The following is a 26,116-nucleotide window of genomic DNA, read 5'->3' as shown; positions in this document are numbered from 1 at the left end:
AGCTTCCAGACCACCCTCTCGAACTTCGCCGCGCTCGGCGTCGACGTACAGATCACCGAACTCGACATCGCCCAGGCACCCGCCACGGCCTACGCGAACACCGTCAAGGCCTGCATGAACGTGGCCCGCTGCAAGGGCATCACCGTGTGGGGCATCCGGGACAGCGACTCCTGGCGGAGTGGGGACAACCCTCTGCTGTTCGACGGCGGAGACAACAAGAAGCCCGCCTACGATTCGGTGCTGACCGCGCTCGGCGGCAGTGGGGGCAACCCGGGCGGCATCGTCTCGGGGGCGGTGTACTCCTTGACCGACCTCGCCGCGGGCCGGGTGCTGGACGTGCCGGGCGGGCAGACGGCGAACGGCACGCCTTTGCAGGTCTGGGACACCCATAACGGTGCGAACCAGCAGTGGCGGGCGAGCCAGAACAGTGATGGTTCGTACACGCTGACGAATGTCGGCAGCGGGCGGGTTCTGGACGAGCCGGGTGGTCAGACGGGCAACGGCACGCGGATGGAGATCTGGGACGCCAACGGCGGGGCGAACCAGCACTGGCGGGCGAGCCGGAACGGCGACGGTTCGTACACCCTCACCAACGTCGCCTCCGGCAGGGCACTGGAGGTGCCCGCGGGACAGACCGCCAACGGGAGCCCCGTCCAGGTCTGGGACTCCAACGATGGCTCGAACCAGCACTGGAGTCTCGGGTGAGGTGATCGGCGCCCGGTAGGGGCCCTCGGAGCGGACACCCGCGCCCGGTACGGCGGTCGTCGCCGGACGCGGGTTCCGGCATGCCCTCAGACGGTTCAGACAGGCGATAGACATGGGATGTATCAAGCTGTGAATCACCAAGTGCCGTCTATTGACAGTGTGTTGGGCCTGTGGGATCACTATGCGACATGGGATGTATGAGTGTTCCCTGTGCGTGTCTGCGGGCGCGCCGACAGGAGCGGTCGACACCCCATCCGAACGCTCTCGGACAGGCACGGCACTCTCCGTCCCCTTCCCCCCCGCATACGCGAGGACACAGAATGCAGCCTTCATCCGCTCCGCCTTGTCACCGCACCGCTCGCCTGTCGCGCTTACCGGCGGCCGCCGCCGTATGCGTGATGGGACTGCTGGCCGTGCTGCTGGTGAACGGGCCGACATGGTCCGCCCCGACGTCGCCGGCACCCCTGGTCGGCTCGGCGTCGGGCCGGTGCCTGGACGTCAAGGGCAACGTCGACACACCGGGTACGACCCTGGACATCTGGGACTGCAACGGCCAGGCCAACCAGGCATTCCAGCCGACCTCGGCCGGCGAGCTGAGGACGATGAACGGCACCCGGTGCGTGGAGGCCCTGGACGGGCGGACGACGCCCGGAGCCCCCGCGGTCATCCGCTCGTGCGACGGGCGGGCGACCCAGGTGTGGCGGCAGAACCCCGACGGGTCCCTCACCGCTGCCGCGTCCGGTTTCTGCCTGGACGCCGACGGAGCGGGCACGGCCAACGGCACCGCGGTCATCCTGTGGACCTGCAACGGCCAGGGCAACCAGAAGTGGACCACGCCGGCCGCCCTGCCCCAGCCCGGCGGGTCGGGCCCGTGCGACATCTACGCCGCGGGCGGTACCCCGTGCGTCGCCGCACACAGCACGGTGCGCGCCCTCTACGGCTCGTACAACGGCCCGCTCTACCAGGTCAGGCGCAGCTCGGACAGTGCGACCCGGGACATCGGCGTGCTGGCACCGGGCGGCTTCGCCGACGCCGCGGCCCAGGACGCGTTCTGCGCCGGCACCAGTTGCGTGATCACGGTCGTCCGCGACCAGTCCGGACACGGCAACGACCTGTGGTACCAGGGCTCCGCCCAGGTCCCGGGATCGAGCCAGAGCAGCCCCGCGAAGGCGACCTCCGAGTCGCTGACCGCCGGGGGCACCAAGGCGTACTCGCTGTACATCAACCCCGGGAACAGCTACTGGCGGGACGGCCACCTGACGGGCGTGCCGACCGGCGCGGCACCCGAAGGGGCGTACATGGTGACCAGCGGCACCCACGTCAACGGCGGCTGCTGCTTCGACTACGGCAACAGCGAGACGACCAGGAAGGCCGATGCCGCCGGCGCGATGGACGCCATCAACTTCGGCACCGAGTGCTGGTTCGGCGGCTGTTCGGGAAGTGGCCCCTGGGTGCAGGCCGACCTCGAATGGGGGCTCTACCCCGGCGGAAGCCAGTCCTGGAACCCCGGCCAGCGGGCGTTCACCGGCAGGTTCGTGACCGCGATGCTGAAGAACAACGGCACGTCGAGGTTCGCCCTCAAGGGCGGCAACGCCCAGTCGGGCGGCCTGACCACCCTGTGGGACGGCGCGCTGCCCGGCGGATACAGCCCCATGAAGAAGCAGGGAGCCATCGTCCTCGGCAGCGGCGGCGACTGCTGCAAACCCGGCGGCGGCGCCAACCTGAGCGCCGGCACCTTCTACGAGGGAGCCATCGTCGCGGGCTATCCCTCCGACACGACCGACAACGCGGTGCAGGCCAACATCACGGCCGCCGGCTATCGCTGAACGCCTGTCAGTTTCCCCCATCCGGTCCAGGAGTAGATGCCCCATGCCCACGACCCCTCCGCTGCCCCCATCGCCGTCCCTGCGCAGAACCCTGGCGCTCACCTTCTCGGCCGTGCTGCTCGCCATGACAGCACCCCTGCTCGCCCTCGGCACGGCACACCCCGCAGCCGCCCTCGGCAACGGACTCGCGCCGACCCCGCAGATGGGCTTCAACGACTGGAACGCGTACGGCTGCAACGTCTCCGAATCGCTGATCAAGTCCACCGCCCAGGCGATGCACACCAACGGCATGCAGGCGGCGGGCTATGCGTACGTCAACATCGACGACTGCTGGATGACCCACAGCCGTGACTCCGGCGGCCACCTGGTGCCGGACCCGGCCAAGTTCCCCGACGGCATCAAGGGCACCGCCGACTACGTCCACTCCTTGGGCCTGAAGCTGGGGATCTACGAGGACGCGGGCACCGCCACCTGTGCGGGATACCCGGGCAGCCTCGGCCACGAGAGCACGGACGCGCAGTCGTTCGCGTCGTGGGGCGTGGACTACCTGAAGTACGACAACTGCAACAACACCGGCGTGCCGGCCCGGACCCGGTACACCGCGATGCGGGACGCGCTCGCGGCCACCGGCCGGCCGATCCTGTACAGCCTGTGCAACTGGGGCCAGGAGAACGTGTGGACCTGGGGCGCCGACGTGGGCAACAGCTGGCGCACCACGGGAGACATCAGCCCGACCTTCTCCAGCATGCTGTCAATCTTCCACAGCAACGTCGGGCTGGCCTCCTACGCCGGCCCCGGCCACTGGAACGACCCGGACATGCTGGAGGTCGGCAACGGCTCGATGACGGCGACCGAGAACCGCAGCGAGTTCAGCCTCTGGGCGGAGATGGCCGCGCCGCTCATCGCCGGCACCAACATCCCCCAGGCGAGCGCTTCCACCCTGGCCACGCTGACCAACTCCCGGGTGATCGCGGTCGACCAGGACCCCCTCGGCAAGCAGGGGACCATGGTGTCGTCAGCCGGCGGCCTGGACGTGCTGGCCAAGCCGCTCGCGAACGGTGACGTGTCTGTCGCCCTGTTCAATGAGACCGGTTCCACGGCGACCATCACCACCACCGCGGCCGCGATCGGGAAGACCGGAGCGTCCTCCTACACCCTCACCGACCTCTGGTCGGGCGGATCGTCCACGACCTCCGGCACCATCAGCGCCTCGGTACCGGCCCACGGCACCGTCATGTACCGGGTCGCGGGCGGCACCAGCAGCGGGGGCACCGCCGTGACAGGGGCACTGCACGCGGTCGGCACGGGCAAGTGCCTGGACGTACCCAACTCCACCACGACCGCCGGCACCCAGGTGGAGATCTGGAGCTGCAACGGCGGCGCAAACCAGACCTGGACACACACTGCCTCCGGCCAGCTCACCGTCTACTCCGGCACCGGTCAGATGTGCCTGGACGCCTACAACAACCAGACCACGCCGGGCACGAAGGTGGAGATCTGGCAGTGCAACGGCCAGAGCAACCAGCAGTGGACGCTGAACTCCGACGGCACGATCACCGGCGTCCAGTCCGGCCTGTGCCTGGACGTGAACGGAGGGGCCACGGCTGACGGAAGTCTCGTCGAGCTCAGGACCTGCACCGGCAGCAGCAGCCAGCGATGGACGCTGGCATGAACCGCCTCCCGGCCGCAATCCTGATCGCGCTGGTGTTGGCCCTGGCCGCGTTCGGCACACCGGCCTCCGCGACGTCCCCGCGAACCGCCGCGCCCGCCGCCGCCGAGCTACCGTGCGACCTCTACGCCGCAGGTGGCACATCGTGTGTGACCGCGCACTCCACGACCAGGGCGCTGTTCGCGGCGTACAACGGGCCGCTGTACCAGATCCAGCGGTCCTCCGACCACGCCTACCGCGACATCGGGCTGCTCGCCACCGGCGGGTACGCCGACGCCGCGCCCCAGGTCTCGTTCTGCGCCGGCACCTCGTGCACGATCACCAAGATCTACGACCAGACCACCCGCCACAACGACCTGCCGATCTCATGGGGCGGCTACTGGAAGGGACCCGGCCCCAACGGATCCGACGTGGGAGCCGACGCCATGGCCCTGCCGGTGACCGTGGCCGGCCACCAGGTCTTCGGCGTCAAGGTCACCCCCGGAGTCGGCTACCGCATCGACCACGCGAGCGGCGTCGCCACCGGCTCCCAGCCCGAAGGCATCTACATGGTGACGTCGTCGAACTACACCAACCAGTGGTGCTGCTTCGACTACGGCAGCGGCGAGAACTCCCACACCGACACCGGCAACGCCACCATGAACGCCATCTACTGGGGCAACGCCTGCTGGTTCAACGGCTGCACGGGCACCGGCCCCTGGGTCGAGGCCGACCTCGAGAACGGCATGTTCCACACCAACACCGGCTCCAACAAGGACCCGAACAACCAGGGCGTGCACTATCCGTTCGTCAGCGCGTGGCTGAAGAACAACGGCACCAGCAACTTCACCCTGAAGTACGGCAACGGCGCCGCCGGAGGCCTGACCACCACCTTCTCCGGCCCCCTTCCCAACGGCTACTCACCCATGAAGGTCGACAGCTCCGTCCTCCTGGGTACCGGCGGCGACAACAGCGTCTCGGGACAGGGCGAGTTCTTCGAGGGCGCGATGACGGCGGGTTACCCCTCCGACGCCACCGAGAACGCCGTCCAGGCCGGTATCACCGCCGCCGGGTACGGAACGTCGGGCGGCGGGGGCGGTACGACCGGTGCGCTGCACGCGGTGGGCGCGGGCAAGTGCCTGGAGGTACCCGGCAGTTCGACGACACCGGGCACGCAGACGCAGATCCGGGACTGCTCCGGCGGGGCCAACCAGACCTGGTCCGAGAGCACCTCCGGTGAGCTGACCGTCTCCCTCGCAGGCAACCGCCTGTGCCTGGACGCCTCCGGGCAGGGCACCAGCCCCGGCACGAAGGTCATCACCTGGACCTGCAACGGCCAGAGCAACCAGCAATGGACGCTCAACGCCAACGGCACCGTCACCAGCGCCCAGTCCGGGCTGTGCCTGGACGTGTCGGGCGCCGCCACCGCCAACGGAACCCCCGTACAGCTGTGGACCTGCAACGGCCAGGCCAACCAGAAATGGACGCTGAACTGACCCCGTGGGCCCATGCGCCCGACCCGGGGCGGCGGCCTCTCACCGCCGCCCCGACCCAGGAGGACCCGATGAGGATGAGAGCGAGACCCGGACTTGCGGCACTGGTGAGCGGCATCGTCCTGGCACTCGTCATGGCACTGCTGACGACGGCCCCGAGCCAGGCCGCCGCGGGCACGGCGCTGCGCGTCGACCTGGCCTCGACCCGGGGACCGGCGACCGGCGTGGGGGAGGGGTTCCTCTACGGCATCAGCCAGGACGGCACCCAGCCCGTCGACCAGTTCCTCCAGCCGCTGGGCATCAACGCCTTCCGCGGCGGCGGATGGTTCTCCGGCGGCTGGATCAGGGACGGCTACCAGTACGGGTCCGCGACCCGGGCCGACCTCGACTCGATCACCGCGCAGGCCCGGCGACTCACCCGGCCGCCGTACCACGCGCAGTACCAGGTGCTGGTCAGTGACATCTACGGCGTCAACGGCGGCCAGCCCTCGAACACCAGATACCCGTGCGACAACGGCGACTGCTCGAACTGGATCAGCTTCATCGACGCCACGGTGGGCGCCCTTCAGGGGTCAGGGCTCACGTTCTCGTACGACATCTGGAACGAGCCGGACATCTCCGTGTTCTGGACCCGGGGTGTCAACAGCGCCCAGTACTTCCAGATGTGGGACACCGCCTACCGGGAGATCCGGCGCATCGCCCCCGGGGCGAAGATCGTGGGGCCGTCCCTCGCCTTCACCCCGCAGCGCAACCCGGGGGAGTGGCAGACCTGGCTCGCGCACGTGAAGGCCGCCGGCACCGTCCCCGACATGATCAGCAACCACAACGAGGGCGACGTCGACGACCCTGTCACCGTCGCCCAGAGTCTGCGCAACGCCCTGAACTCCGCGGGCATCGGCCCGCTGCCTCTGTCCGCGAACGAGTACCAGCCCGCCGACCGGCAGACCGCCGGCGTGACGGCCTGGTACCTGGCCCGGTTCGCGCAGTCCGGATACACCAACGCCATGCGCGGCAACTGGGTGTGCTGCGTCACGCCGAACCTGACGGGAGTGCTCACCCAGAGCGGAGGCACCTGGCAGCCGACCGGCAACTGGTGGGCGCTTCGGGACTACGCCGACATGACGGGAACCCTGGTCGACACCTCCGGCCAGGTCGGCTCCACGGCCGTAGCCGCCTCCGAGGACTCCGTCGCCCAACGCGCCGTGGCGCTCATCGGCGACTCCAACGGGTACACCGGGGCCGCCTCCGTGACGTTCGACGGACTGTCCTCGGTGCCCTGGCTGACGAACGCGGGCAACGTCCACGTCACCGTGCACCGCATCCCGGACCAGGCCCCGCTGAGTGCGCCGCAGACCGTGTACGACCAGGACGTGAGTACCTCCGGCGGCTCGATCAGCGTGCCGCTCATCTTCCAGGGCTCGCACGACGCGTTCGCCGTCTACCTGACCCCGGCCTCCTCCGGCGGCACGGGCTTCCCGAACGGCTACCACCAACTCGTCGTCGCCGACGACAACCTGTGCCTGGACGTCTACGGCAACTCCACCGCCGCGGGCGCCGTGATCGACCAGTGGACCTGCAACGGGCAGGACAACCAGCGGTTCCTGTTCGTGCCGGCCTCCGACGGCTACGGCGAACTGCGCGCCCAGCACTCCGGCCAGGACGTGGCGGTAGCGGGCAGTTCCACGGCGGCAGGCACCCCGGACATCGTGCAGCAGGCCCCCGGCACCGCCGCCAACGCCGTCTGGCTGCCCGTGCGCCAGTCGGACGGCTCGTACACCTTCCAGAACCGCAACAGCGGCCTGTGCCTGGACGTCTACGGCGCCGGAAGCACCCCGGGACAGCAACTCGACCAGTGGCAGTGCAAGAACGCGCCGGGCACCAATCAGGACTTCCTCGTCCGCTGATACCGCACCCGACGCGGATCCCACCGACCTGCGAAAGGAACCCCACCGTGTCAGCACTCGGACGGCTGCTGCGTCGCCTGCGCGCCTCGACGGCCGTGGTCACCGGCCTGCTCCTGGCCGCCGGCGGCCTTGTCGGCACCGTCGCCGCTCCGGCCCACGCCGCAACCTCGATCACCATCAACGGCGCGTCCGGGGGCCGGACCTTCGACGGCGTCGGCGCGATCAGCGGAGGCGGAGGCAACAGCAGGCTCCTGATCGACTACCCCGAGCCCCAGCGCGGCCAGATCCTCGACTACCTCTTCAAGCCCGGATACGGGGCCTCGCTGCAGATCCTCAAGGCCGAGATCGGCGGGGACACCAACTCCACCTCCGGCGCCGAGCCGAGCCACCAGCACACCCGTTCCGACCTGAACTGCGACCGGGGCTACGAATGGTGGCTCATGGAGCAGGCCAAGGCCCGCAACCCGGACATCAAGCTCTACGGACTCGCCTGGGGCGCGCCGGGCTGGATCGGCGGCGGGAACTTCTGGTCCACCGACATGGTCAACTACCTGGTCGCCTGGCTGGGTTGCGCCAAACAGCACGGCCTCGCCATCGACTACCTCGGCGGCTGGAACGAGCGCGGCTACAACGTCTCCTGGTACGAGCAACTGCGCAGCGCGCTCAACTCCAACGGCTACGGCAGCGTCAAGATCGTCGCGGCCGACTCGGACTGGACCGTGGCCAACGACGTCACCTCCAACTCGGCGTTCGCCGCCGCGGTGGGCGTCATCGGCACGCACTACCCCTGCGGTTACCGCTCCTCCCAGTCCAACTGCTCGGTGCCGTCGGCCGCCACAACCTCCGGCAAGCCCCTGTGGGCCAGTGAGAACGGCTCGGACGACTACAACGGGGGAGCCCCCGCCATGGCCCGCGGCATCAACCGCGGGTACATCGACGGCAGGATGACCGCGTATCTCAACTGGCCGGTCGTTGCGGCCATCACGCCGAACCTGCCGTACCCCACCATGGGCCTCGCCCTGGCCTCGCAGCCCTGGTCCGGCCACTACGCGATCGGCAAGAACACCTGGGTCATGGCGCACACCAGCCAGTTCACCGCCCCGGGCTGGAAGTACCTCGACTCCTCCAGCGGCTACATCGGCGGAAACCGGAACAACGGCAGCTACGTCTCGCTGAAGTCCCCGAACGGCTCCGACTACTCCACCGTCATCGAGACGATGGACGCCGGCAGCGCCCAGACCCTCAACCTTAACGTCACCGGTGGCCTGTCCGGCGGAACCGTCCACGTCTGGTCGACCGACGTCAACTCCTCGAACCCGGCCGACTACTTCGCGCACACCGCCGACGTCACCCCCTCCGGCGGAGGCTTCAGCCTGACCGTGCAGCCCCATCGCGTCTACACCCTGACCACCACCACCGGGCAGGGCAAGGGCACCGCCACAGGCCCCTCCCAGGGCGCCATGAGCCTGCCGTACGGCGACACCTTCGACGGCTACACCACCGGCACCGAGGCGAAGTACCTCATGGACTGGCAGGGCGCCTTCGAGGTGACGGCCTGCGGCGGTGGCCGCGGCGGCAAGTGCGTGCGCCAGATGAGTCCCCAGAAGCCGATCACCTGGGACGCGCTGTCCGATCCGCACGCCCTGCTCGGTGACGTGGGCTGGAGCAACTACACCGTCTCGACGGACGTGCTGCTGGAACAGCCGGGATACGCCGAGCTGATCGGCCGTGCGAACGGCCAGGACTACAGCAGCACCGGCGGTCTGAACGCCTACCACCTGAGGGTGAGCGACACCGGTGCCTGGTCGATCCTGAACTCGAACACCAACGGCACCGTCTCCACCCTCGCCCGCGGGACGACCACGGCGCTGGGCACCAACCGCTGGCACACTCTCGCCCTCACCTTCTCCGGGACCACCATCAGCGCGGTCATCGACGGGTCCACGGTCGGCTCCGCCAACGACCGCACCTGGGCCGGCGGACAGGTCGGCTACGCGACCGGCCAGGGCGAGACGGCACAGTTCGACAACCTCTCCCTCACCCCCGGAAGCGGCGGTGGAGGAGGCGGTACGACCGGCCCGATCGTCGGGTCCGCCTCCGGCCGGTGCGTGGACGTGCCCAACCAGTCGCAGACCTCCGGCACCCAGGTGGAGCTGTGGGACTGCAACGGCGGCAGCAACCAGCAGTGGACGAGCACACCGGCCGGTGAACTGCGGGTCTACGGCAACGCCTGCCTGGACGCGGCGGGCAGCGGCACCAGCCCCGGCACCAAGGTCGACATCTCGGGCTGCACGGGCGCCGGCAACCAGAAGTGGACGCTGAACGCCGACGGCACGATCACCGGCGCCCAGTCGGGCCTGTGCCTGGACGCCACCGGTGCGGGAACGGCCAACGGCACCCTGCTGGAGCTGTGGACCTGCACCGGCGCCGGCAACCAGAAGTGGACACGCGAGTGAGCGGCTCAGGCCGAGACCGCCACCCCGTCACCTGACCCTGAAGGACCCCCACATGACTGCCTCCCCCCGCCCCATCAGCCGACGCCGCCTGCTCGCGGCGAGCGGCGCGGCCACGGCCGTCGGACTGCTGCGTTTCGCACCTCAGGCCGCCGCGACCGACGGCCCGGCGAGCTACACCGCGAGCTGGTCCTCCGTGGACCAGCACCCCCCGGCGCCTGCCTGGTTCAAGGACGCCAAGTTCGGCATCTACTACCACTGGGGTGCCTTCAGCGTCCCCGCGTTCGGCAACGAGTGGTATCCGCGCAACATGTACATCGGCGGTTCGAACGAGAACAAGCACCACATCGCCACCTACGGCGACCCCTCGGTGTGGCCGTACCACAACTTCATCGACGGCGCCCGCGACAAGGCCGGCTCCTTCGTCCAGTTCGCGCCCGGACTGGCCTCCCAGGGCGGCAGTTGGGACCCGGACGCCTGGGCCCGGCTGTTCAAGTCCGCGGGCGCCAGGTTCGCCGGCCCGGTCGCCGAACACCACGACGGCTTCTCCATGTGGAACAGCCGCGCCAACCCGTGGAACTCCGTCCAGCACGGCCCCCGGCTCGACCTGGTCGCCCAGCACGCCCAGGCCATCCGCGCCCAGGGCCTGAAGTTCATGGCCTCCCTCCACCACGCCTACCACTTCAACGGCTACTACGACCACGTGCCGTCCCAGTCCGACCCGGCCCTGCGCATCCTCTACGGCCAACAGGGCACGGCGGCCGAGAACAAGCTCTGGTACGACAAGCTGGTCGAGGTCATCGACGGCTACCAGCCCGACCTGCTCTGGCAGGACTTCGACCTGAACCTGGTACAGGAGTCCTACCGGCTGCAGTTCCTCGCGCACTACTACAACCAGGCGGTCGCCTGGAACAAGGACGTGGCCGCGACCTACAAGGACGGCCTCGACAACAAGGGCGAGGTCTTCGACTTCGAACGTGGCGGCCCGGCAGATCTGCTCACGCCCTACTGGCTGACCGACGACAGCATCTCCTCCTCCAGCTGGTGCTACACGGTGGGCATCGGCTACTACTCGACGCAGGCGCTGCTGCACTCCCTGATCGACCGGGTCAGCAAGGGCGGCACCATGCTGCTGAACATCGCCCCCATGGCCGACGGCACCATCCCCTCCGGGCAGCAGTCGATCCTGCTCGCCATGGGGGACTGGCTCGGTCGCTTCGGAGAGGCGGTCTACGGCACCCGCTCCTGGTCCAGTTACGGCGAAGGCCCCACCAAGATGGGCGGCGGCTCCTTCAGCGGACCGGTGGCCGGCAAACCGCAGGACCTCCGCTTCACCCGCAGCCAGGACAACAAGGTCCTCTACGCCACCGCGCTGGGCTGGCAGGGCGCCACCCTGACCATCACCACGCTGAACTCCAACCAGATCAACCTCAGCACCCTGACCGGCGCGCAGCTGCTGAACAACGCCGCCGGCACCTACGTCAACCTGCCCGCACCCACCCAGGACGCCTCCGGCCTGCATCTGACCATGCCATCGACGAACCCGCCGTTCAACGCCCTCGCCTACACGGTCAAGCTCACCTTCTCCGGCGAGATCCCCGTCCTGGGCGCACCCGGCGGCTCCACCACCTGGATGAAGATCACCAACGTGACCAGCGGACTGGTACTCGACAGCGGGGGCAACGTCGCCTCCGGCTCCAACCTCAAGCAGTGGAACTACGACGGCAGCGCCAATCTGCAGTGGCAGCTGATCGACCTCGGGAACGGCTACTACCGGATCATGAACCGCGCCAACGGCATGGCCGCCGACAGCTGGGGCAACTCCGGCAACGGCGCACCAGCCCGGCAGGAGGCGTGGAACGGCGGCAACAACCAGCAGTGGTCGTTGAACAGCCTCGGCGGCAACCGCTACCAGATCATCAACCGCGGCACCGGCACCGCCCTCGACGGCAGCGGCAGCACCGCGGTGGGGTCGACCACGGTGCTGTGGACGCCGAACTCCAGCACCAACAACCAATGGACGATCACCGGCGTGTGAACCACGCCGGGAACCGACGCACACAGTCATCCCTCGAGACCGGAAGAAGGAGTGCATGAAACACAAACCGCTCTTACTGTCCGTCGTGGCGGCGATGCTTCTCGTCCTGTCAGCCGCCGGCACCTCGTTCGGCAGAAGCGCCGCCGCACCCCCATCGGTCACCGCCGCCGCAGGGTCGACGGCCGGCTGCGGCAAGGCCCCGGCCCTGACGAGTGGCAACCACACCATCCAGAGCGGCGGGCAGACCCGTAGCTACATCCTCCGGATCCCCGCCGGCTACGACAACAACCACCCCTACCGGCTGATCTTCGGCTTCCACTGGCGCGGCGGCACGGCGGGCGACGTCGACTCCGGCGGAACCGACGGATACAACTGGTCCTACTACGGCCTGCGGCGCCTCGCGGACAACGCCAACAACAGCACGATCTTCGTCGCCCCTCAGGGCATCGGCAACGGCTGGGCCAATTCCGGCGGTCAGGACGTGGCCTTCGTCGACGCGATGGTCAGCCAGATCGAAGCAGGTCTGTGTGTCGACACCACCCAGGTGTTCTCCGCGGGCTTCAGCTACGGCGGTGCGATGTCCTATGCCCTCGCCTGCTCACGGGCGAGCGTCTTCCGGGCGGTCGCGGTCTACTCCGGTGCGAACCTGAGCGGCTGCAACGGCGGCAACCAGCCCATCGCGTATATGGGCCTGCACGGCCTTCGGGACAACGTGCTGCCCATCCAGTCGGGACGGGACCTGCGCGACACCTTCGTCCGGACGAACGGCTGCACCCCGCAGAACCCGCCCGAACCGGCCTACGGAAGCCTGACCCACATCATCACCACCTACTCCGGATGCCGGTCGGGCTACCCCGTCGTGTGGGCGGCGTTCGACGGGGCGGGCCACGACCCCGGCCCCATAGACGGTTCCACCGGTGACGGCTGGCGCACCTGGACGTCGGCCGCGGTGTGGCAGTTCTTCACCCAGTTCGGCTCCAGCACGCCACCGCCACCGCCTCCGCCGGCCGGCAGCCAGGAGATCGTCGGCCAGCAGTCGGGGCGCTGCCTCGACATCAACAACTCCACCACCGCCAACGGCACCCAGGCACAGCTGTGGGACTGCAACGGCGGCTCCAACCAGCGGTGGACCTATACCGCCGCCAAGCAACTGATGGTCTACGGCAACAAGTGCCTGGGCGTCGGCCAGTCCGCGGGCAGCGGCACCCAGGCCGCGATCTGGGACTGCAGCGGGCAGGCGGACCAGCAGTGGAACGTCGATGCCGACGGCACGATCACAGCGGCACAGTCGGGACTCTGCCTGGACGCCAGCGGCCAGGCAACCGGCAACGGGACGAAGGTCCAGCTGTGGACCTGCACGGGCGGCGCGAACCAGCACTGGCACCTGCAGAACTGACACAAGCGGCCGGGCACGGCCCAAGCCGGCCCGGCCCCCTCCCTGGCGGGCGGTCGTCCACGGGGGCTTGAGCTGGAGCGTCGTGATCGAGTACGGGTCCGTTCCCCGGGCCGGGCGAGTGCGGTCAGGGAGCGGATGCCCCAGTAGGTGGGGAAGGGCGTCTCGTGAGCCGGCTCGCAGGTCCCGCCGGAGCAGCCTCCGACGGAGAGTACGCCCCCGTCCTGATAGTCGGTCTGGCCGTTGACGGTGGTGGGCTTGCCCGGTCCGTTGAGAGCGCGGTGTTGAGCCGACCCCGGTGCTGGGGACCGTGCCCGGGCGGACGGTGACGGCGACGGTCGGCGCGGCGTTCGCGCTGAGCGCCAAGGCGCCCGCGCCGGCCCCGGCCAGCAGGGCGGCGACCGTCCCCGCCACGGTGCGACGACGTGTGCGGCTACGGCGGTGCGTACGGTCTCGAGGCACCGGCTGCTCGGTGATGGTCGGATTGTCAGGTGACACGTCGTGCTTCCGATCGGAGCACATGAGGTGCACCCGTACGTGGCCGCCCGGGAAGAGAAGGTTGCCGACCTGACCGATGGGCTACGGATCTTTTCGCGCCGTGCACCAACGGGCCCGGCCCCGAACCACTGGGGTGTCACCCCGGTGCGAGTACGGCCGGGTTACCGGTTTCCTGGGGACATGCCGGGTCAGCACACCCACTCGAGAGAGGCCCAGCCATGACCGTCCCGCTTCCCGTGGTCTTCGTCCACGGCCTCTGGCTGCACAGCACCTCCTGGCAACCCTGGATCGATCTGTTTCGCGCGGAGGGCTACGACCCCTCCGCGCCCGGGTGGCCCGGCGACCCCGACACCGTGGAGGAGGCTCGCCAGAACCCCGAGAGCGTCGCCGGCTACGGCATCGACGATGTCGTGGAGCACTACGCGGCCCTGATCGAGACCCTGCCCGCGCGGCCCATCCTGATCGGTCACTCCTTCGGCGGGATGATCGCGCAGAAGCTGCTCGGCCAGGACCGTGCCGCGGCGGCCGTCGCGATCGACGCCGCGCAGATCAAGGGCGTTCTGCCACTGCCGCTGTCCGCGCTCAAGGCGACGTTCCCCGTCTTCAGGAACCCGGCCAACAAGCGTCGGTCGGTCTCCCTGACCCCGGAGCAGTTCCGGTTCGCCTTCGGCAACGCCGTCCCGGACGAGGAATCGGGGGCCCTGTACGAGCGCTGGACCATTCCCGCGCCGGGCAAGCCGCTCTACGAGGCCGCCTCCGCCAACTTCAACCCCCACTCGCCCGCGAAGGTCGACACGGAGAACAGCGGACGCGGCCCGCTGCTGCTCATCTCCGGCGGCAAGGATCACACCGTGCCCGAGGTCGTCACCCGGGCCACCCTCAAGCAGTACCGGCACTCCGAGGCCGTCACCGACATCATCAACTTCCCCGACCGCGGGCACTCCCTGACGATCGACGGCGGCTGGCGCGAGGTCGCGGACACCGTTTTGAACTGGCTGCGGAAGCAGAGCCTGGGGAGCGGACGATGACGTCGACCTCCCGGGGCACCGCGAACACCGGTGCCGACGCGGGCGTGGCCGGTCTGACCGTGGTGGTCACCGGCGCCGGGCGCGGCATCGGGCTCGCCGTGGTCGAGGCCTTCCTCGCGGCCGGCTCCCGCGTCGTGGCCGGATCGAGGGAACGTACCGAAGCCCTCGACGCTCTCGTGAAGCAGGGCGCCGAACTCACCGTCGTGGAAGTCGACCTCGCGACCCCCGACGGACCGGCCGCGCTGGTCGCCGAAGCCGTAGCGGTCCACGGCGGGGTCGACGTCCTGGTCAACAACGTCGGCGCGGTACGGCCGCGGATCGACGGCTTCCTGGCCGTGACGGACGAGGACTGGGAGTGGACGTTCACGGTCAACTTCATGGCCGCCGTCCGCACCACCCGGGCCGCGCTGCCGCACCTGCTCGCCACCGGCGCGGGACGTATCGTCACCGTCTCCTCCGTCAACGCCAGACTGCCCGACCCGCTGGTCATCGACTACGGCGCGGCCAAGGCGGCGTTGACCAACTTCTGCAAGGCCCTGTCCAAGGAGGTGGGGCCGCGCGGCGTGCGGGTGAACACCATTGGCCCCGGCCCGGTGGAGACGGCGCTGTGGCAGGGCGCGGACGGAGTCGCCGCCACCGTCGGCGAGTCCCGGGGCGTGGACCCCCGTGAGGTGGCGCGCGGCGCGGCGGACCAGTCGGTGACCGGCCGTTTCACCCGTCCGGCAGAGGTGGCCGATCTCGTCCTCTACCTCGCCGGCCCGGCGGCGGCGAACATCACCGGCGCCGACTTCGTCATCGACGGCGGTCTGGTCGAGTCCCTCTGACCCGCCGTCAGCGCCATTGCCGCTTCTCGCTCCCCCAACCTCACCTGGAGTGACCAGTGAGACTCCGCCTGCCCGGATCCCGCCGCCTGGCGGCCGGGGTCCTCGCCCTGGCCGTCGGCCTCGGCACGACCACCCTCTCCCACCGGCACTGATGGTCCGCCCCTTCCCGGGCGGGCAGGACGCCTACGTCAACCCCGCGGACTTCCGGCAGGTCTTCGCCGCCGACGTCCCGGGCGGCAAGACCCGTCTCATGGCGGCCGGGCAGCGGCCGGTGACGCTGGCCGCCCTCGAACAACCCAGCAGCACCCCGGCCTGGAAGACCGTTCCTTCCTGGTTCCTGGTCGCAGGCGCCGACCGCGCCATCCCACCCGCCGCGGAGCAGGCGATGGCCCTCCGCGCGGGTTCGCACACCGAGGTGATCCGCACCGCCTCGCACGCCGTCCTCGTCTCACACCCCGGCGCCACCGCCCACATCATCGAAACCGCCGCCCCGGCCACCCCCTGACCCGGCATCAACGCTCTGCTCCAGCAATCCCCGAAGGGAAGCCGACATGCCCTGCATCACGGTCGGACAAGAGAACACCGCCGACATCGAGCTGTACTACGAGGACCACGGCAGCGGACAACCCGTCGTCCTGATCCACGGCTACCCGCTCGACGGCCACTCCTGGGAGAAGCAGCTCCCGGCCCTGCTCGACGCCGGCCACCGGGTCATCACCTACGACCGGCGCGGCTTCGGCCGGTCGTCGCAGCCGACCACGGGCTACGACTACGACACCTTCGCCGCCGACCTCAACGCCCTTGTGACCCGGCTGGACCTCACCGACGCCGTACTCGTCGGATTCTCCATGGGCACGGGAGAAGTCGGTCGCTATCTCGGCACGTACGGCTCGCAGCGCATCGCCAAGGCCGCTTTCCTGGCCTCCCTCGAACCCTTCCTGCTCAAGACCGACGACAACCCCGGTGGCGTCGACCAGTCCGTCTTCGACGGCATCCTGGAGGCGGTCACGAAGGACCGCTACGCCTATTTCACGGGTTTCTACGAGGCCTTCTACAACCTCGACGAGACGCTCGGCAGCCGCATCAGCGAAGAGGCCGTGCGGGCCAGCTGGAACGTGGCAGCGGGTGCGTCGGCGTACGCGTCGGTGGCGTGCGTGCCCACCTGGCTCACCGACTTCCGCGCCGATGTCGCCAAGATCGACGTACCGACGTTGATACTGCACGGCACGGGAGACCGGATCCTGCCGGTCGACGCCACCGGGCGGGCCTTCCACGCGCTGCTGCCCACGGCCCAGTACGTCGAGATCGAAGGCGCCCCGCACGGCCTGCTGTGGACGCACGCCGAGGAGGTGAACGTCGCACTGCTGGCCTTCCTGAGCAAGTGACACCGCGTCAGTCGACGGCGGTCGCCGGGCCCGGATCGCCGATCGCGCCGGGGATCTGCTTGCGGGAGGTGATGCCGAGCTTGCGGAACACCTTGCTCAGATGGAACTCGACCGTCGAGGCGGTGACGAACAACGTCGTCGCGATCTCCCCGTTGGTCAGTCCGGAGGCCGCCATGGACGCCACCTGCCGTTCCCTCGGTGTGAGATCGAAGCGGGTCTCCTCCGACCGCCTGCGGGCTGTCGCCCCGGTGGCGAGCAGCTCGAGCCGGGCCCGCTCGGCGTACGGCACCGCACCGAAGGCGTCGAAGCTCTCGTACGCGGCACGCAACTGCGTCCTGGCATCGGAGCGCCACTTGCGGCGACGCAGCCACTCGCCGAACAACAGCCGCGCGCGGGCCTGTTCCAGGGCCAGTGGAATCTGCTGCAGCAGTTCGACCGACTCCTGGTAGAACTTCCCGGCGTCGTCGCCCTCGGCCGTCAGCGCCCGGCCGAGGGCCAGGCTGCCCAGTGCCCAGGGAGTGGCGGCGAGGGGGGCGCGTTCCTCCAGCCGGCCCAGGGCCGCGTTCGCGTCGGCTCGGTCGCCGGAACGGACACAGGCCTCGATGAGCAGCGGCAGGACGAGGTTGCCGCATGCCGGTGGGTCTAGCGCGAAGACCTTCCGGGCGTGTTTCGCCGCCTGCCGGTAGCGGCCCTGTCCCAGCTCGAACAGGGTCAGTGCGTGCTGCGCCAGGAGTTGGAGCACGCCGTGGCCCATGCTCGTCATCCCGGCGGCCCGCCGGACTGCCGCGCGCAGCTCGGCCTCGTGGCCGGTCAGTGCGAACAGGTGGAGCCGGTTGATGTCTCCGCCACCGAGGAAGCCGGTGGCGGCGGAGATGTCGTCGAACTCGGCGTAGCGGACCTCCGCCTGCGTGAACCGCCCGTCCAAGAGGTCGTAGCGCGCTTGGACGAGCAGTGTGATGCTCAGCGCGTACAGCGCGCCGGTGCTGCGGTCGGCCGCCGCCAGGCGGTCGGTGAGTTCGCGCCCGGCCTGGACCTCCCACAGATCATCGCAGGCCATGGACAGCATCACCGCGAAGGGGCTGTTCGCGTCGCCGATGCCGCGGTCGCGTCGCAACCCGTCCAGGGCGGCGCGCAGCGCCGGCGCGCCGCGTTCGTACCCTTCGGCCAGGCGACGGGCCAGAGCCTCCATCAGTAGGTCGCGGCCGCGCCCGGTGGAGTCCGGGGTGTGCTGCCGTGCGGTGAGGGCGGCAGCCGCGACCTCCGTCGGTGATGTGCCCTGCGTGCAGTCGTGGGCGACCAGTACGGCGTGGAGCGCCTCGCAGAGCAGTTCCCAGGTCAGCCTCGGGTCCTGTGGGCCGAGCCTGGTCACGGCGTCCATGAGCATCGCGGGCACGTCGGCGACGGCGATTTGGAACATCTGCGCGGTCGCTCGTATGCGCAGCTCGCGGGTGCGCAGCACCGGGCCACGGATGTCGGCGCCGGCGAGGTCCAGCGCGGTGTGTGCCGCGGGCGCGTCGCCGGACATCAGATGGGCCTGGGCCGCGTCGAGGAGTCGTTCGGCGCGTTTGTCCGGGTCCTGGGTGAGGTCCGCGGCGCGGGAGAGGAACAGAGCTTGCTGGGAGTATCCGCCGCGGGAGCGGGCCCGCTGGGAGGCGGCTTCCAGGTCGTCGGCGACGTGGTCGTCCGTTGTCTCCGTGGCTTCGGCCCGGTGCCAGGCGTGGCGGTCGGCGTCGCGTACGGGGTCGCAGGCTGCGGCCAGTGCCGCGTGCGCCCGGCGCAATGCGCCCGGTTCGGCTCCGGCGTACAGCGTCGAGCGGATCAGAGGATGGCGGAAGGCTGTCGGTGTGTCCCGGCCGAGGATTCCGGCGGCGATCGCGGGCTGGACGGCGCGGGCCGACAGGCCCAGCCGCCCGGCGGCCCGCCACATCATCGCCGTGTCGTCCGAGGGGGCTGTGGCGAGCAGGAGCAACAGGGTCGCGGTCTCGGGCGGCATGGCGTGGACCAGGCGTCGGAAATGGCCCTCGATCAGGCGGCTCACCGGCAGCGGATCGGGCAACGGCGCGATACCGGCCAGTTGTTCGGCACCGAGGGCGTCGGTGAGCTCCAGCAGGGCGAGCGGATTTCCGCCGGTACCGGCGACGATCCGCTCGGCCACCGCCGTGTCCACCCGTCGGGTGGCGAAGGAGAGCAGGGCCCTGGCCTCCGGCTCCGGCAGACCGGTCACGGGGTGGCCGCCGAGGGCGTCGAACAGGCTGGTGTCCCCGAGTCCGTCGCGGAGGGCGATGATCAGCCCGAGGGAGTCGGCGTGCAGCCGCCGAGCGGTGAACGCCAGCGCCTCGGCCGATTCCCGGTCCACCCACTGCGCGTCGTCGAGCAGGAACAGCAGCGGCTGGTCTGCGGCGGCCTCCGACAGCAGTGTCAGTGTGGCGAGCCCGACCAGGTAACGATCCGTGGGCGGACCAGGGACCAGGCCCAGGGCCGCATCGAGCGCGGTCCGCTGCGGCCCGGGCAGCCGGTCCGTCCGGTTCAGGAAAGGCCGCAGCAAGCGGTGCAGCGTGCCGAAGCCGAGACCGGTCTCCGATTCCACCGCGGTCAGGCGGACCACGCGAAGTTCCGCGGCACGCTCCGCGGCGAACTCCAGCAGCCGGGTCTTGCCGATCCCGGGTTCGCCGGTCAGGACCAGGACTCCGCTCAGGCCGTCGCGCACGGCGTCGAGCAACCGCCCGATGGCTTCCCGTTCGGCCCAGCGGCCGACCATCGGCGGACCGGGTGCACGGTGGACGCCGTTCCACGCCATGGGACCGATCCCCCCTCGTCGATGATCTGACGTGGGGAGACGCTATGAGCGCCGCGCCGGCGGAAGCGAGCGTCATGTGACGGTCGTCAGCGCAGTGCGCTGACCACCGTCCGCAGCTCGGCACGCGAGACCACGCCCAGCTTGGGGAAGATCCGGTGCAGATGCGAGCTGACGGTGCGGTGCGACAGATACAGCCGCTGGCCTATCTCGCGGTTGGTGAGCCCGTCGGCGGCGAGCTGGACGATCTGCAGTTCGTGGGCGGTCAGTTGGTCCCGGGCGTCGGGGGCCCGACGGCGGCTGGTCTCGCCCGAGGCGCGCAGTTCACGGCGGGCCCTCTCCCCCCAGGGGATCGCACCGAGAGCGTCGAACATGTCGCGCGCGGCCCGGAGGTGGTCCCGGGACTCGACACTGCGCCGTCGGCGCCGGAGCCATTCGCCGTAGGCCAGGTGGGTGCGGGCTCTGATCAGCGGCCAGGCGCCGAGGTCGGCGCCGAGCGCGCCCGTGAAGAGCGGGTCGGCGTCCTCGTCGGCGGCCAGCAGCGCCCGGACCAGGCGCAGTTCGGCGTGCAGTACCGGCGCGGTGGTCACCGTGGCGATCTCCTCCAGCTCCGTCACGATCGGCAGCACCGCCTCCAGGCGCCCGCAGTGCGTCGCCGCGTCGACGAGGTCACCCACGGCGGTCAGCCGCAGGGCGACCTGGAACGCGGGATCGGCCGGATCGTGGAGCCGGCGGAGATGACCGAAGGCCTCCTCGAACCGTCCCGCGCCCGACGCGGCCAGCCCGCGGGCCATCGACGCGGTGGCCAGCACCGGACGTGCCCCGGCCGGCAGCCCGATGCCCTCCGCCTCCTCGGCCAGCTCCAGGGCGGCATCCACCTCACCGCGCAGTGCGGCCAGCTTGGCCGCGGTGGCGGTCATCAACGCGTACATCATCGTCTGGCTGGTCTCGCGTGCCAGCCGCCGTGACTCCTCGGTCGCGGCGATCGCCGCGCCGAGATCGCCGACCACGAGCGCGCTCCACGCGTCCGCACCCACCGTCCGGGCCAGCAACCCCAGACGTCCCTGGGCGCGCAGGGGCGCGCCACCCGCCGCGGAGAACGCCCGCGCCAGGTCGAAGCCGCCGACGAGGAGTGAGGCGGTGCTGAGCATGCGGTAGGAGCGGCCGTCGTCGCCCTCCTTCAGGGCGATGTGCCGGGCCCGGTCCAGGACGAAGGTGCCGCGGTCGACCGGGGCTGCGTAGGCGCAGATGGCCAGGCGCCACGGATCGAGTTCGTCCAGCTCCATCCGCTCCACCGCCTGCAGGACCGCTCGGCGGCCCTCCGGTCCCGGGTCGGACCAGAAGCACAGCTGCGCGGCGCTCCACAGGATCCGCAGCGCCAGCGCCCGGTCCTCCACGGCCATCTCCTCGGCGAGCGCCGTCAGTGAGTTGGCTCCCGAGGCGTGGCTGTGCAGTCCCTCGTCGAAGCTGCCGCGCAGCCAGACGACGGTGGCGTGCTGCCGCCGCGACAGCGGCCCGGTGAGCGCCTGGTCCAGCAGCCGGGTCACCGTCTCGGGCCGGCCGAGCTCGACGGCGAAGTCAGCGGCACGCAAAAGCCGTTCTGCTCGGCGGTCGGCGTCCTCGCTGAGCGCGGCTGCCTGTTCCAGGGCCGTGACGGCCGCCGCGATGCCGCCCCGGTGTGCGGCGCGGAGAGCGGCCTCCTCCAACGCGACTGCGACGCCTTCGTCCGGGCCGTCGGCAGCGCCCGCCCGGTGACGCAGTTGCCGGTCGGGATGTTCGTCGAGTACGGCGGCGAGGGCGGCGTGTGCGGCGTGGCGGACGCCGGTGGGCATGGTCTGGTGGATCGCCGACCGCATCAGCGGATGCCCGAACCGCAGCTCCGTACCGACGACTTGGACGAGCCGAGCCCGTACGGCAGGGTCGAGCTCCGCGCTTCCGGCCTTGGCGCCTGTCAACCGCCGGGTCGCGCGGTAGATCTCGGGGAGTGACGGGCTGTCGTCGAGGGCCGCGATCAACAGCAGACTGCGGGTGGTGTCGGGCAGGGTCTCCAGGCGGTCGGTGAAGGCCCGCTCCAGCCGCTCGGTGAGCGGCAGTTGGGACAGGTGGGGATCGTCCGACGCGCCGAGGGTGCGGGAGAGCTCGGTCAGGGCCAAGGGGTTCCCTGCCGCCTCGGCCAGCAGCCGGCGATGCGCGGTCGGGCGCAGCTCGGGGGCGCGGTCCGCCAGCAGCTCCCGGGCCTGGCTGTCCGTGAGCGGCCCCAGGGTCAGGGAGGTGAGTTCGTCGGAGTCCAGCCGCGACCGGTAGCCCTCCCGTGCGGCTCCCATGATGACCACCGCCTCCGTGCCGACCCTCCGCGCCACAAAGGCCAGGACGGTGGCGGTGGCGTCGTCGAGCCACTGGACGTCGTCCACGAGGACCAGCACGGGCGCGAGCGCGGCGGCGTCGGCCAGCAGGTTGAGGACCGCCAGACCGACCAGGAAGAGGTCGGGGACACCGGCCTCCGCGTGCCCGAAAACGGTGTCCAGGGCCTGCTGATGCGGCGCGGACAGCTCATCGGCGACGGCGGCCAGCGGACGCAGGACCAACTGCAGTCCGGCATAGGGGACGTCGCTCTCGGCCTCGACGCCGCTGGTGCGCAGGACACGGTAACCGAGCCCCTCGGCGAGGTGGGCGGCCTCGGCGAGCAGCGCCGTCTTTCCGATACCGGGCGCCCCGCGGACCAGCACCGCGTCCTGGTGGCTCTGCGGCTCTGCCAACAGCCGGCGCAACAGGTCCAGCTGGTCGTCCCGACCGATGAGTTCCACGTTCCCCCCATCAGGCCGGGCCGCCGGACGCGGTCTGTTTGAAAGGTCAGACTACTGTGCCACCTCCGTAGATCTGAACGAAAAACCAGGCGGCGACGACCGTCGGCCTCGTCCCCATCCCCAAAGGCCCGTCCTCCCAGGACACGAGCCTGTACGGGACGTTCGTCAGCCGAGCCTGTGCAGCACATCGGCGACGGTGGCCCGGTACGTCCGCAGCGCCCGCAGCCCCGCGGCATAGCGGTCACGGTGTCCGGCGATGTCCGCGGTCTCTTGCCGTGCGCGGACCGCGTGTCAGAGTTCGGCCGTGTGGTGCCGGCGCTTGCAGGTGACGTCCGCGGTGGTGGTGCCGAGAAGGGCCTCTCCGGCGGCAAGGGTGCGAATGCCGTCGATGACGACCTCGGGTGGGCTGCGTTTGAGGAGGAATCCGCTGGCGCCGGCGCGGACGGCGTCGAAGACGTACTCGTCGAGCTCGAAGGTGGTCAGGATCAGCACTTTCGGCACGCCGTGCTCGTCGGCGCCGGTGGTGATCCCGGTGGGTCGCGGCGACTACCGTCGATCACCCGCCGCCGGCTCGCAGAGTTCGCCCGCGCGACCCCGGCCGCACTCCCGCCGGAGATCACCCGCCGTCTGTCCCGGCACACCGACCGCGAACACGACGTCCTGCTGTTGCTCGGCCGCGGTCTGTCCAACGCGGAGATCGCCGAGCGCCTCCACATCGGCCAGGCGGCCGTGAAAACCCATGTCGCACGTGTCCTGGACAAAATCGCCCTGCGCGACCGGGTCCACGCCGTTGTCTTCGATATCGGAGGCTACTTGAAATTGCGGACCAGCGGGGCACCGTTTGCAGGCTTCGTGACCTGGAATGTCTTGCTGTAGGTATTCTTCTCGTTGTCACTGTCCACGCATGTGATCAGTGCGGTGGCCTTCGTGCCGTTCGTCGGAATTCCTGTGAGTACGATCGAGTAGTCCTCGGTCTCGTCCTCGCCGGGGAGTTCGTCCGTGCCGGCCTTTCCCTTGGTGGGCGTTATCTTGATGGTGTCCGGTGTGGAATCCCCGAATCGGGCACAGCTGACGGTTCCCTTGACCGTGACCTTCACGGCGGCGTGTGCCGTGCCGGTTGCCACGAGCGGAGCTGCGAGTGCCAGCGATGCCACGACCGCGACGGAGCCGATGGTCTTCCTCGTGCTGCTGCTGAGATTTCGCATGTCAGACTCCCACTGATTTCGGACGGATTTGCCGAGGCGGGGTGCAAGAAAGCAGGCAGCGGCGTCGTAACGGCGCGAGTATGGGTGCTCCCCACCCTTTGTTTCCCCACATATGAAATCGACTGCGCTTCGCGCTGGATAGCACGGCGCGTCCGTGAGAAACCGGTCTATTCCGGCCTCCGACGCCGAAAGCGTCTGTAATCGACCCTAGCGAGCGGTGGGCACCATGTCCACTTATGCCTCAGTGCCGTGATTGACCCGTCAAATAACCTGACAACGCGGCGAGGACCGGTACGCCGACGTACGCCGTGCGGGGGCGCGGCGCACGCCTGATCCCCCGAACGGCCTGCCAGGCCGCGACAGGCGCCGGGGGAGGGCTTGCCATGGAAGACATGTCCCGACTCAACAGCGCATGCCCGCGCTCACTTCGCTCCGCCGCGGCACTGGGCCTGGTAGCCGCCCTGGCCGCCGGCTGTACCGCGGCCGATGCTGACCCCACCGTCGCGGGCCGTGCGGCCGTCGGGACGTCGCCGCTGCCCAGCGTCCCGCCCGCCCAGCCACCGGCACAGCTCACCCGGGCCAAGGTCGAGACCGCGGTGAGCCGGCTCGACGACGTCGTACGGGACGCCATGCACCGCACCGGTGTCCCCGGAGTCGCCGTGGGTGTGGTGTACGACGACAAGGTGATGTACCTGAAGGGGTTCGGCGTGCGGAAGGTGGGCACGAAGGACCGGGTCGGAGCAGACACGGTCTTCCAGCTCGCCTCGGTCTCCAAGCCCGTTGCCTCCACCGTGGTCGCCGCGGCCGTGGGCGAGAAGACCGTCGGCTGGGACGACCCGGTCGTGAAGTACACCCCCGGCTTCGCGCTGAAGGACCCGTGGGTCAGCCGCCATGTCACCCTGGCCGACCTGTTCTCGCACCGCAGTGGATTGCCCGACCACGCCGGTGACGTCCTGGAGGACCTCGGCTACGACCGCTCCTACATCCTGGACCATCTGCGCTACGAGCCGTTGGCCCCCTTCCGTGCCCACTACGCGTACACCAACTTCGGGCTGACCGAAGCCGCCGTCGCCACCGCGCGGGCCGCGGGGACCACCTGGGAGAAGCTGTCCGCCGACAAGGTGTACCGGCCGCTGGGGATGGACTCCACGAGCTCTTCGTTCGCCGACTACGAGAAGGCGGGCAACAAGGCTGCCCTGCATGTGAAGACCGGGGACACCTGGCGTGCCGCATACGTGCGCGACCCGGACGCCCAGAGCCCGGCGGGCGGGGCCAGCTCCACGGTCCGGGACATGACGAAGTGGCTGCGCCTGCAATTGGGCAACGGAAAGTTCGAGGGGAGGCAGGTCGTCGACGCCGGCGCTCTGGAGGAGACTCACGTGCCGCACATGGTCTCCGAGCCGCCGCACTCGCCCGCGGGCAGAACCGGGTTCTACGGGCTCGGCTGGAACGTGAGCTACGACGACCAGGGCAGGCTGAAGCTCGGCCACTCCGGCGGCTTCGCACTGGGGGCGGCCACCAACGTCAGTCTGCTGCCCTCGGAGAAGCTCGGCATCGTCGTGCTGACCAACGGCGAGCCCATCGGTGTGCCCGAGGCGATCTCCTCCACGTTCCTCGACACCGCGCAGACGGGTGGACCGACCGTCGACTGGCTGAAGTTCCTCGGGCCGCTCCTCCAGCAGACCCTGCAGGGGGAACACTCGAAGGTCGATTACAGCAAACCCCCGGCATCGCCCGCACCCGCCAAGGCCAACAGCGCCTACACCGGGACGTACGCAAATCAGTACTACGGCCCGTTGACCGTCAGCGCCCAGGGCAACGAACTCACCATGCAACTCGGGCCCAAAAAGCAACGGTTCGTCTTGGCCCACTACGACGGTGACACCTTCAGCTACCGCACCACCGGCGAAATGGCCGTCGGCCTGACCGGCGTGACCTTCACCGTCGGCTCCGGCGGACGCGCCGACAAGGTCCGGGTCGAGAACCTCGACACGAGCGGTCTCGGCACCTTCACGAGGAACGACTAGCTGTTCTGTCTCGGGAGGTTGTGGACGGGTGAGCCAGGTCTCAGCTGAGGGATCTTGAACGGGTGAGGGCCTTCCCGTTCGGTGTGGATTG

17 protein-coding genes and 1 pseudogene are annotated in these 26,116 nt (G+C 69.9%); 14 read left to right on the top strand and 4 right to left on the bottom strand.

Features of this window, described 5'->3' with window-relative positions; translation table 11 throughout:
• The 12 genes from ABZZ74_RS47170 to ABZZ74_RS47115 all read left to right on the top strand — a co-directional run.
• Positions 1–705, top strand: a 705-nt coding sequence (locus ABZZ74_RS47170; protein WP_356950289.1) for an RICIN domain-containing protein, incomplete at its 5' end; no start/stop codon positions are given.
• Between the two features lie 398 nt (positions 706–1,103).
• The gene (locus ABZZ74_RS47165; protein WP_356950288.1) at positions 1,104–2,531 is read left to right on the top strand and encodes an arabinofuranosidase catalytic domain-containing protein; all 1,428 of its coding nucleotides are present in this window, start codon (positions 1,104–1,106) and stop codon (positions 2,529–2,531) included.
• A gap of 43 nt (positions 2,532–2,574) precedes the next feature.
• Positions 2,575–4,203: a ricin-type beta-trefoil lectin domain protein gene (locus ABZZ74_RS47160; protein ID WP_356950287.1), complete on the top strand. Its 1,629-nt coding sequence runs from the start codon at positions 2,575–2,577 to the stop codon at positions 4,201–4,203.
• On the top strand, positions 4,200–5,675 hold the full coding sequence (locus tag ABZZ74_RS47155) for an arabinofuranosidase catalytic domain-containing protein (protein WP_356950286.1): 1,476 nt from the start codon (positions 4,200–4,202) through the stop codon (positions 5,673–5,675). The genes ABZZ74_RS47160 and ABZZ74_RS47155 overlap by 4 nt, the downstream gene beginning before the upstream one ends.
• A 68-nt stretch (positions 5,676–5,743) precedes the next feature.
• Entirely contained in the window at positions 5,744–7,576 is a 1,833-nt protein-coding gene (locus tag ABZZ74_RS47150) for an RICIN domain-containing protein (RefSeq protein ID WP_356950285.1), read from the top strand.
• Positions 7,577–7,623: 47 nt separating this feature from the next.
• On the top strand, positions 7,624–10,032 hold the full coding sequence (locus tag ABZZ74_RS47145; RefSeq protein WP_356950284.1) for a ricin-type beta-trefoil lectin domain protein: 2,409 nt from the start codon (positions 7,624–7,626) through the stop codon (positions 10,030–10,032).
• Between the two features lie 52 nt (positions 10,033–10,084).
• Positions 10,085–12,067 carry an alpha-L-fucosidase gene (locus ABZZ74_RS47140; RefSeq protein ID WP_356950283.1) on the top strand — a complete coding sequence of 661 codons (1,983 nt, stop codon included), beginning with the start codon at positions 10,085–10,087 and terminating at the stop codon, positions 12,065–12,067.
• Between the two features lie 55 nt (positions 12,068–12,122).
• Positions 12,123–13,463 (top strand): ricin-type beta-trefoil lectin domain protein, encoded by a 1,341-nt coding sequence (locus ABZZ74_RS47135; RefSeq protein WP_356950282.1) that lies wholly within the window; start codon positions 12,123–12,125, stop codon positions 13,461–13,463.
• Between the two features lie 713 nt (positions 13,464–14,176).
• On the top strand, positions 14,177–14,986 hold the full coding sequence (locus tag ABZZ74_RS47130; RefSeq protein WP_356950281.1) for an alpha/beta hydrolase: 810 nt from the start codon (positions 14,177–14,179) through the stop codon (positions 14,984–14,986).
• The gene (locus ABZZ74_RS47125) at positions 14,983–15,810 is read left to right on the top strand and encodes an SDR family oxidoreductase (protein WP_356950280.1); all 828 of its coding nucleotides are present in this window, start codon (positions 14,983–14,985) and stop codon (positions 15,808–15,810) included. The genes ABZZ74_RS47130 and ABZZ74_RS47125 overlap by 4 nt, the downstream gene beginning before the upstream one ends.
• A 49-nt stretch (positions 15,811–15,859) precedes the next feature.
• Positions 15,860–16,315: an alpha/beta hydrolase gene (locus tag ABZZ74_RS47120; RefSeq protein ID WP_356950279.1), complete on the top strand. Its 456-nt coding sequence runs from the start codon at positions 15,860–15,862 to the stop codon at positions 16,313–16,315.
• Positions 16,316–16,361: 46 nt separating this feature from the next.
• The gene (locus ABZZ74_RS47115) at positions 16,362–17,195 is read left to right on the top strand and encodes an alpha/beta hydrolase (RefSeq protein ID WP_356950278.1); all 834 of its coding nucleotides are present in this window, start codon (positions 16,362–16,364) and stop codon (positions 17,193–17,195) included.
• A 7-nt stretch (positions 17,196–17,202) separates the two neighbouring features.
• On the opposite strand, the gene ABZZ74_RS47110 is transcribed toward ABZZ74_RS47115, so the two are convergent.
• The 3 genes and pseudogenes from ABZZ74_RS47110 to ABZZ74_RS47100 all read right to left on the bottom strand — a co-directional run.
• Positions 17,203–19,992, bottom strand: coding sequence for an AAA family ATPase (locus ABZZ74_RS47110; protein WP_356950277.1), 2,790 nt, complete (start codon positions 19,990–19,992; stop codon positions 17,203–17,205).
• A gap of 86 nt (positions 19,993–20,078) precedes the next feature.
• A complete protein-coding gene (locus tag ABZZ74_RS47105; RefSeq protein WP_356950276.1) occupies positions 20,079–22,793 on the bottom strand; it encodes an AAA family ATPase in 2,715 nt (904 codons plus the stop codon).
• Between the two features lie 348 nt (positions 22,794–23,141).
• Positions 23,142–23,288, bottom strand: a pseudogene (locus ABZZ74_RS47100) (DNA-binding response regulator); the annotation flags it as partial.
• 9 nt (positions 23,289–23,297) lie between these two features.
• Here ABZZ74_RS47100 and ABZZ74_RS47095 point away from each other — a divergent pair.
• Positions 23,298–23,669, top strand: coding sequence for a helix-turn-helix transcriptional regulator (locus ABZZ74_RS47095; protein ID WP_356950275.1), 372 nt, complete (start codon positions 23,298–23,300; stop codon positions 23,667–23,669).
• Here the strand turns inward: ABZZ74_RS47095 and ABZZ74_RS47090 are convergent.
• Complete coding sequence (locus ABZZ74_RS47090; protein ID WP_356950274.1) at positions 23,603–23,998, bottom strand: hypothetical protein; 396 nt, start codon at positions 23,996–23,998, stop codon at positions 23,603–23,605. The genes ABZZ74_RS47095 and ABZZ74_RS47090 overlap by 67 nt on opposite strands.
• Positions 23,999–24,381: 383 nt before the next feature.
• On the opposite strand from ABZZ74_RS47090, the gene ABZZ74_RS47085 reads away from it, so the two are divergent.
• Positions 24,382–26,025, top strand: a complete 1,644-nt coding sequence (locus ABZZ74_RS47085) for a serine hydrolase (protein ID WP_356950273.1) — start codon at positions 24,382–24,384, stop codon at positions 26,023–26,025.
• Positions 26,026–26,116: the final 91 nt, after the last annotated feature.

The sequence above is a fragment of the Streptomyces sp. NPDC006476 genome (genome assembly GCF_040612015.1).
Lineage (GTDB): Bacteria > Actinomycetota > Actinomycetes > Streptomycetales > Streptomycetaceae > Streptomyces > Streptomyces griseorubiginosus_B.
Note: the sequence above shows the minus strand (reverse complement) of the source record. Positions and strands in the feature narration are given on the sequence as shown.

What these genes read in the sequence shown, in the direction of transcription:
- ABZZ74_RS47140 (WP_356950283.1), top strand. Translation starts at nt 10,085, where the DNA reads ATGACTGCCTCCCCCCGCCCCATCAGCCGACGCCGCCTGCTCGCGGCG.
- ABZZ74_RS47115 (WP_356950278.1), top strand. Translation starts at nt 16,362, where the DNA reads ATGCCCTGCATCACGGTCGGACAAGAGAACACCGCCGACATCGAGCTG.
- ABZZ74_RS47125 (WP_356950280.1), top strand. Translation starts at nt 14,983, where the DNA reads ATGACGTCGACCTCCCGGGGCACCGCGAACACCGGTGCCGACGCGGGC.
- ABZZ74_RS47130 (WP_356950281.1), top strand. Translation starts at nt 14,177, where the DNA reads ATGACCGTCCCGCTTCCCGTGGTCTTCGTCCACGGCCTCTGGCTGCAC.
- ABZZ74_RS47160 (WP_356950287.1), top strand. Translation starts at nt 2,575, where the DNA reads ATGCCCACGACCCCTCCGCTGCCCCCATCGCCGTCCCTGCGCAGAACC.
- ABZZ74_RS47085 (WP_356950273.1), top strand. Translation starts at nt 24,382, where the DNA reads ATGGAAGACATGTCCCGACTCAACAGCGCATGCCCGCGCTCACTTCGC.
- ABZZ74_RS47150 (WP_356950285.1), top strand. Translation starts at nt 5,744, where the DNA reads ATGAGGATGAGAGCGAGACCCGGACTTGCGGCACTGGTGAGCGGCATC.
- ABZZ74_RS47110 (WP_356950277.1), bottom strand. Translation starts at nt 19,992, where the DNA reads ATGGCGTGGAACGGCGTCCACCGTGCACCCGGTCCGCCGATGGTCGGC.
- ABZZ74_RS47090 (WP_356950274.1), bottom strand. Translation starts at nt 23,998, where the DNA reads ATGCGAAATCTCAGCAGCAGCACGAGGAAGACCATCGGCTCCGTCGCG.
- ABZZ74_RS47165 (WP_356950288.1), top strand. Translation starts at nt 1,104, where the DNA reads ATGGGACTGCTGGCCGTGCTGCTGGTGAACGGGCCGACATGGTCCGCC.
- ABZZ74_RS47135 (WP_356950282.1), top strand. Translation starts at nt 12,123, where the DNA reads ATGAAACACAAACCGCTCTTACTGTCCGTCGTGGCGGCGATGCTTCTC.
- ABZZ74_RS47155 (WP_356950286.1), top strand. Translation starts at nt 4,200, where the DNA reads ATGAACCGCCTCCCGGCCGCAATCCTGATCGCGCTGGTGTTGGCCCTG.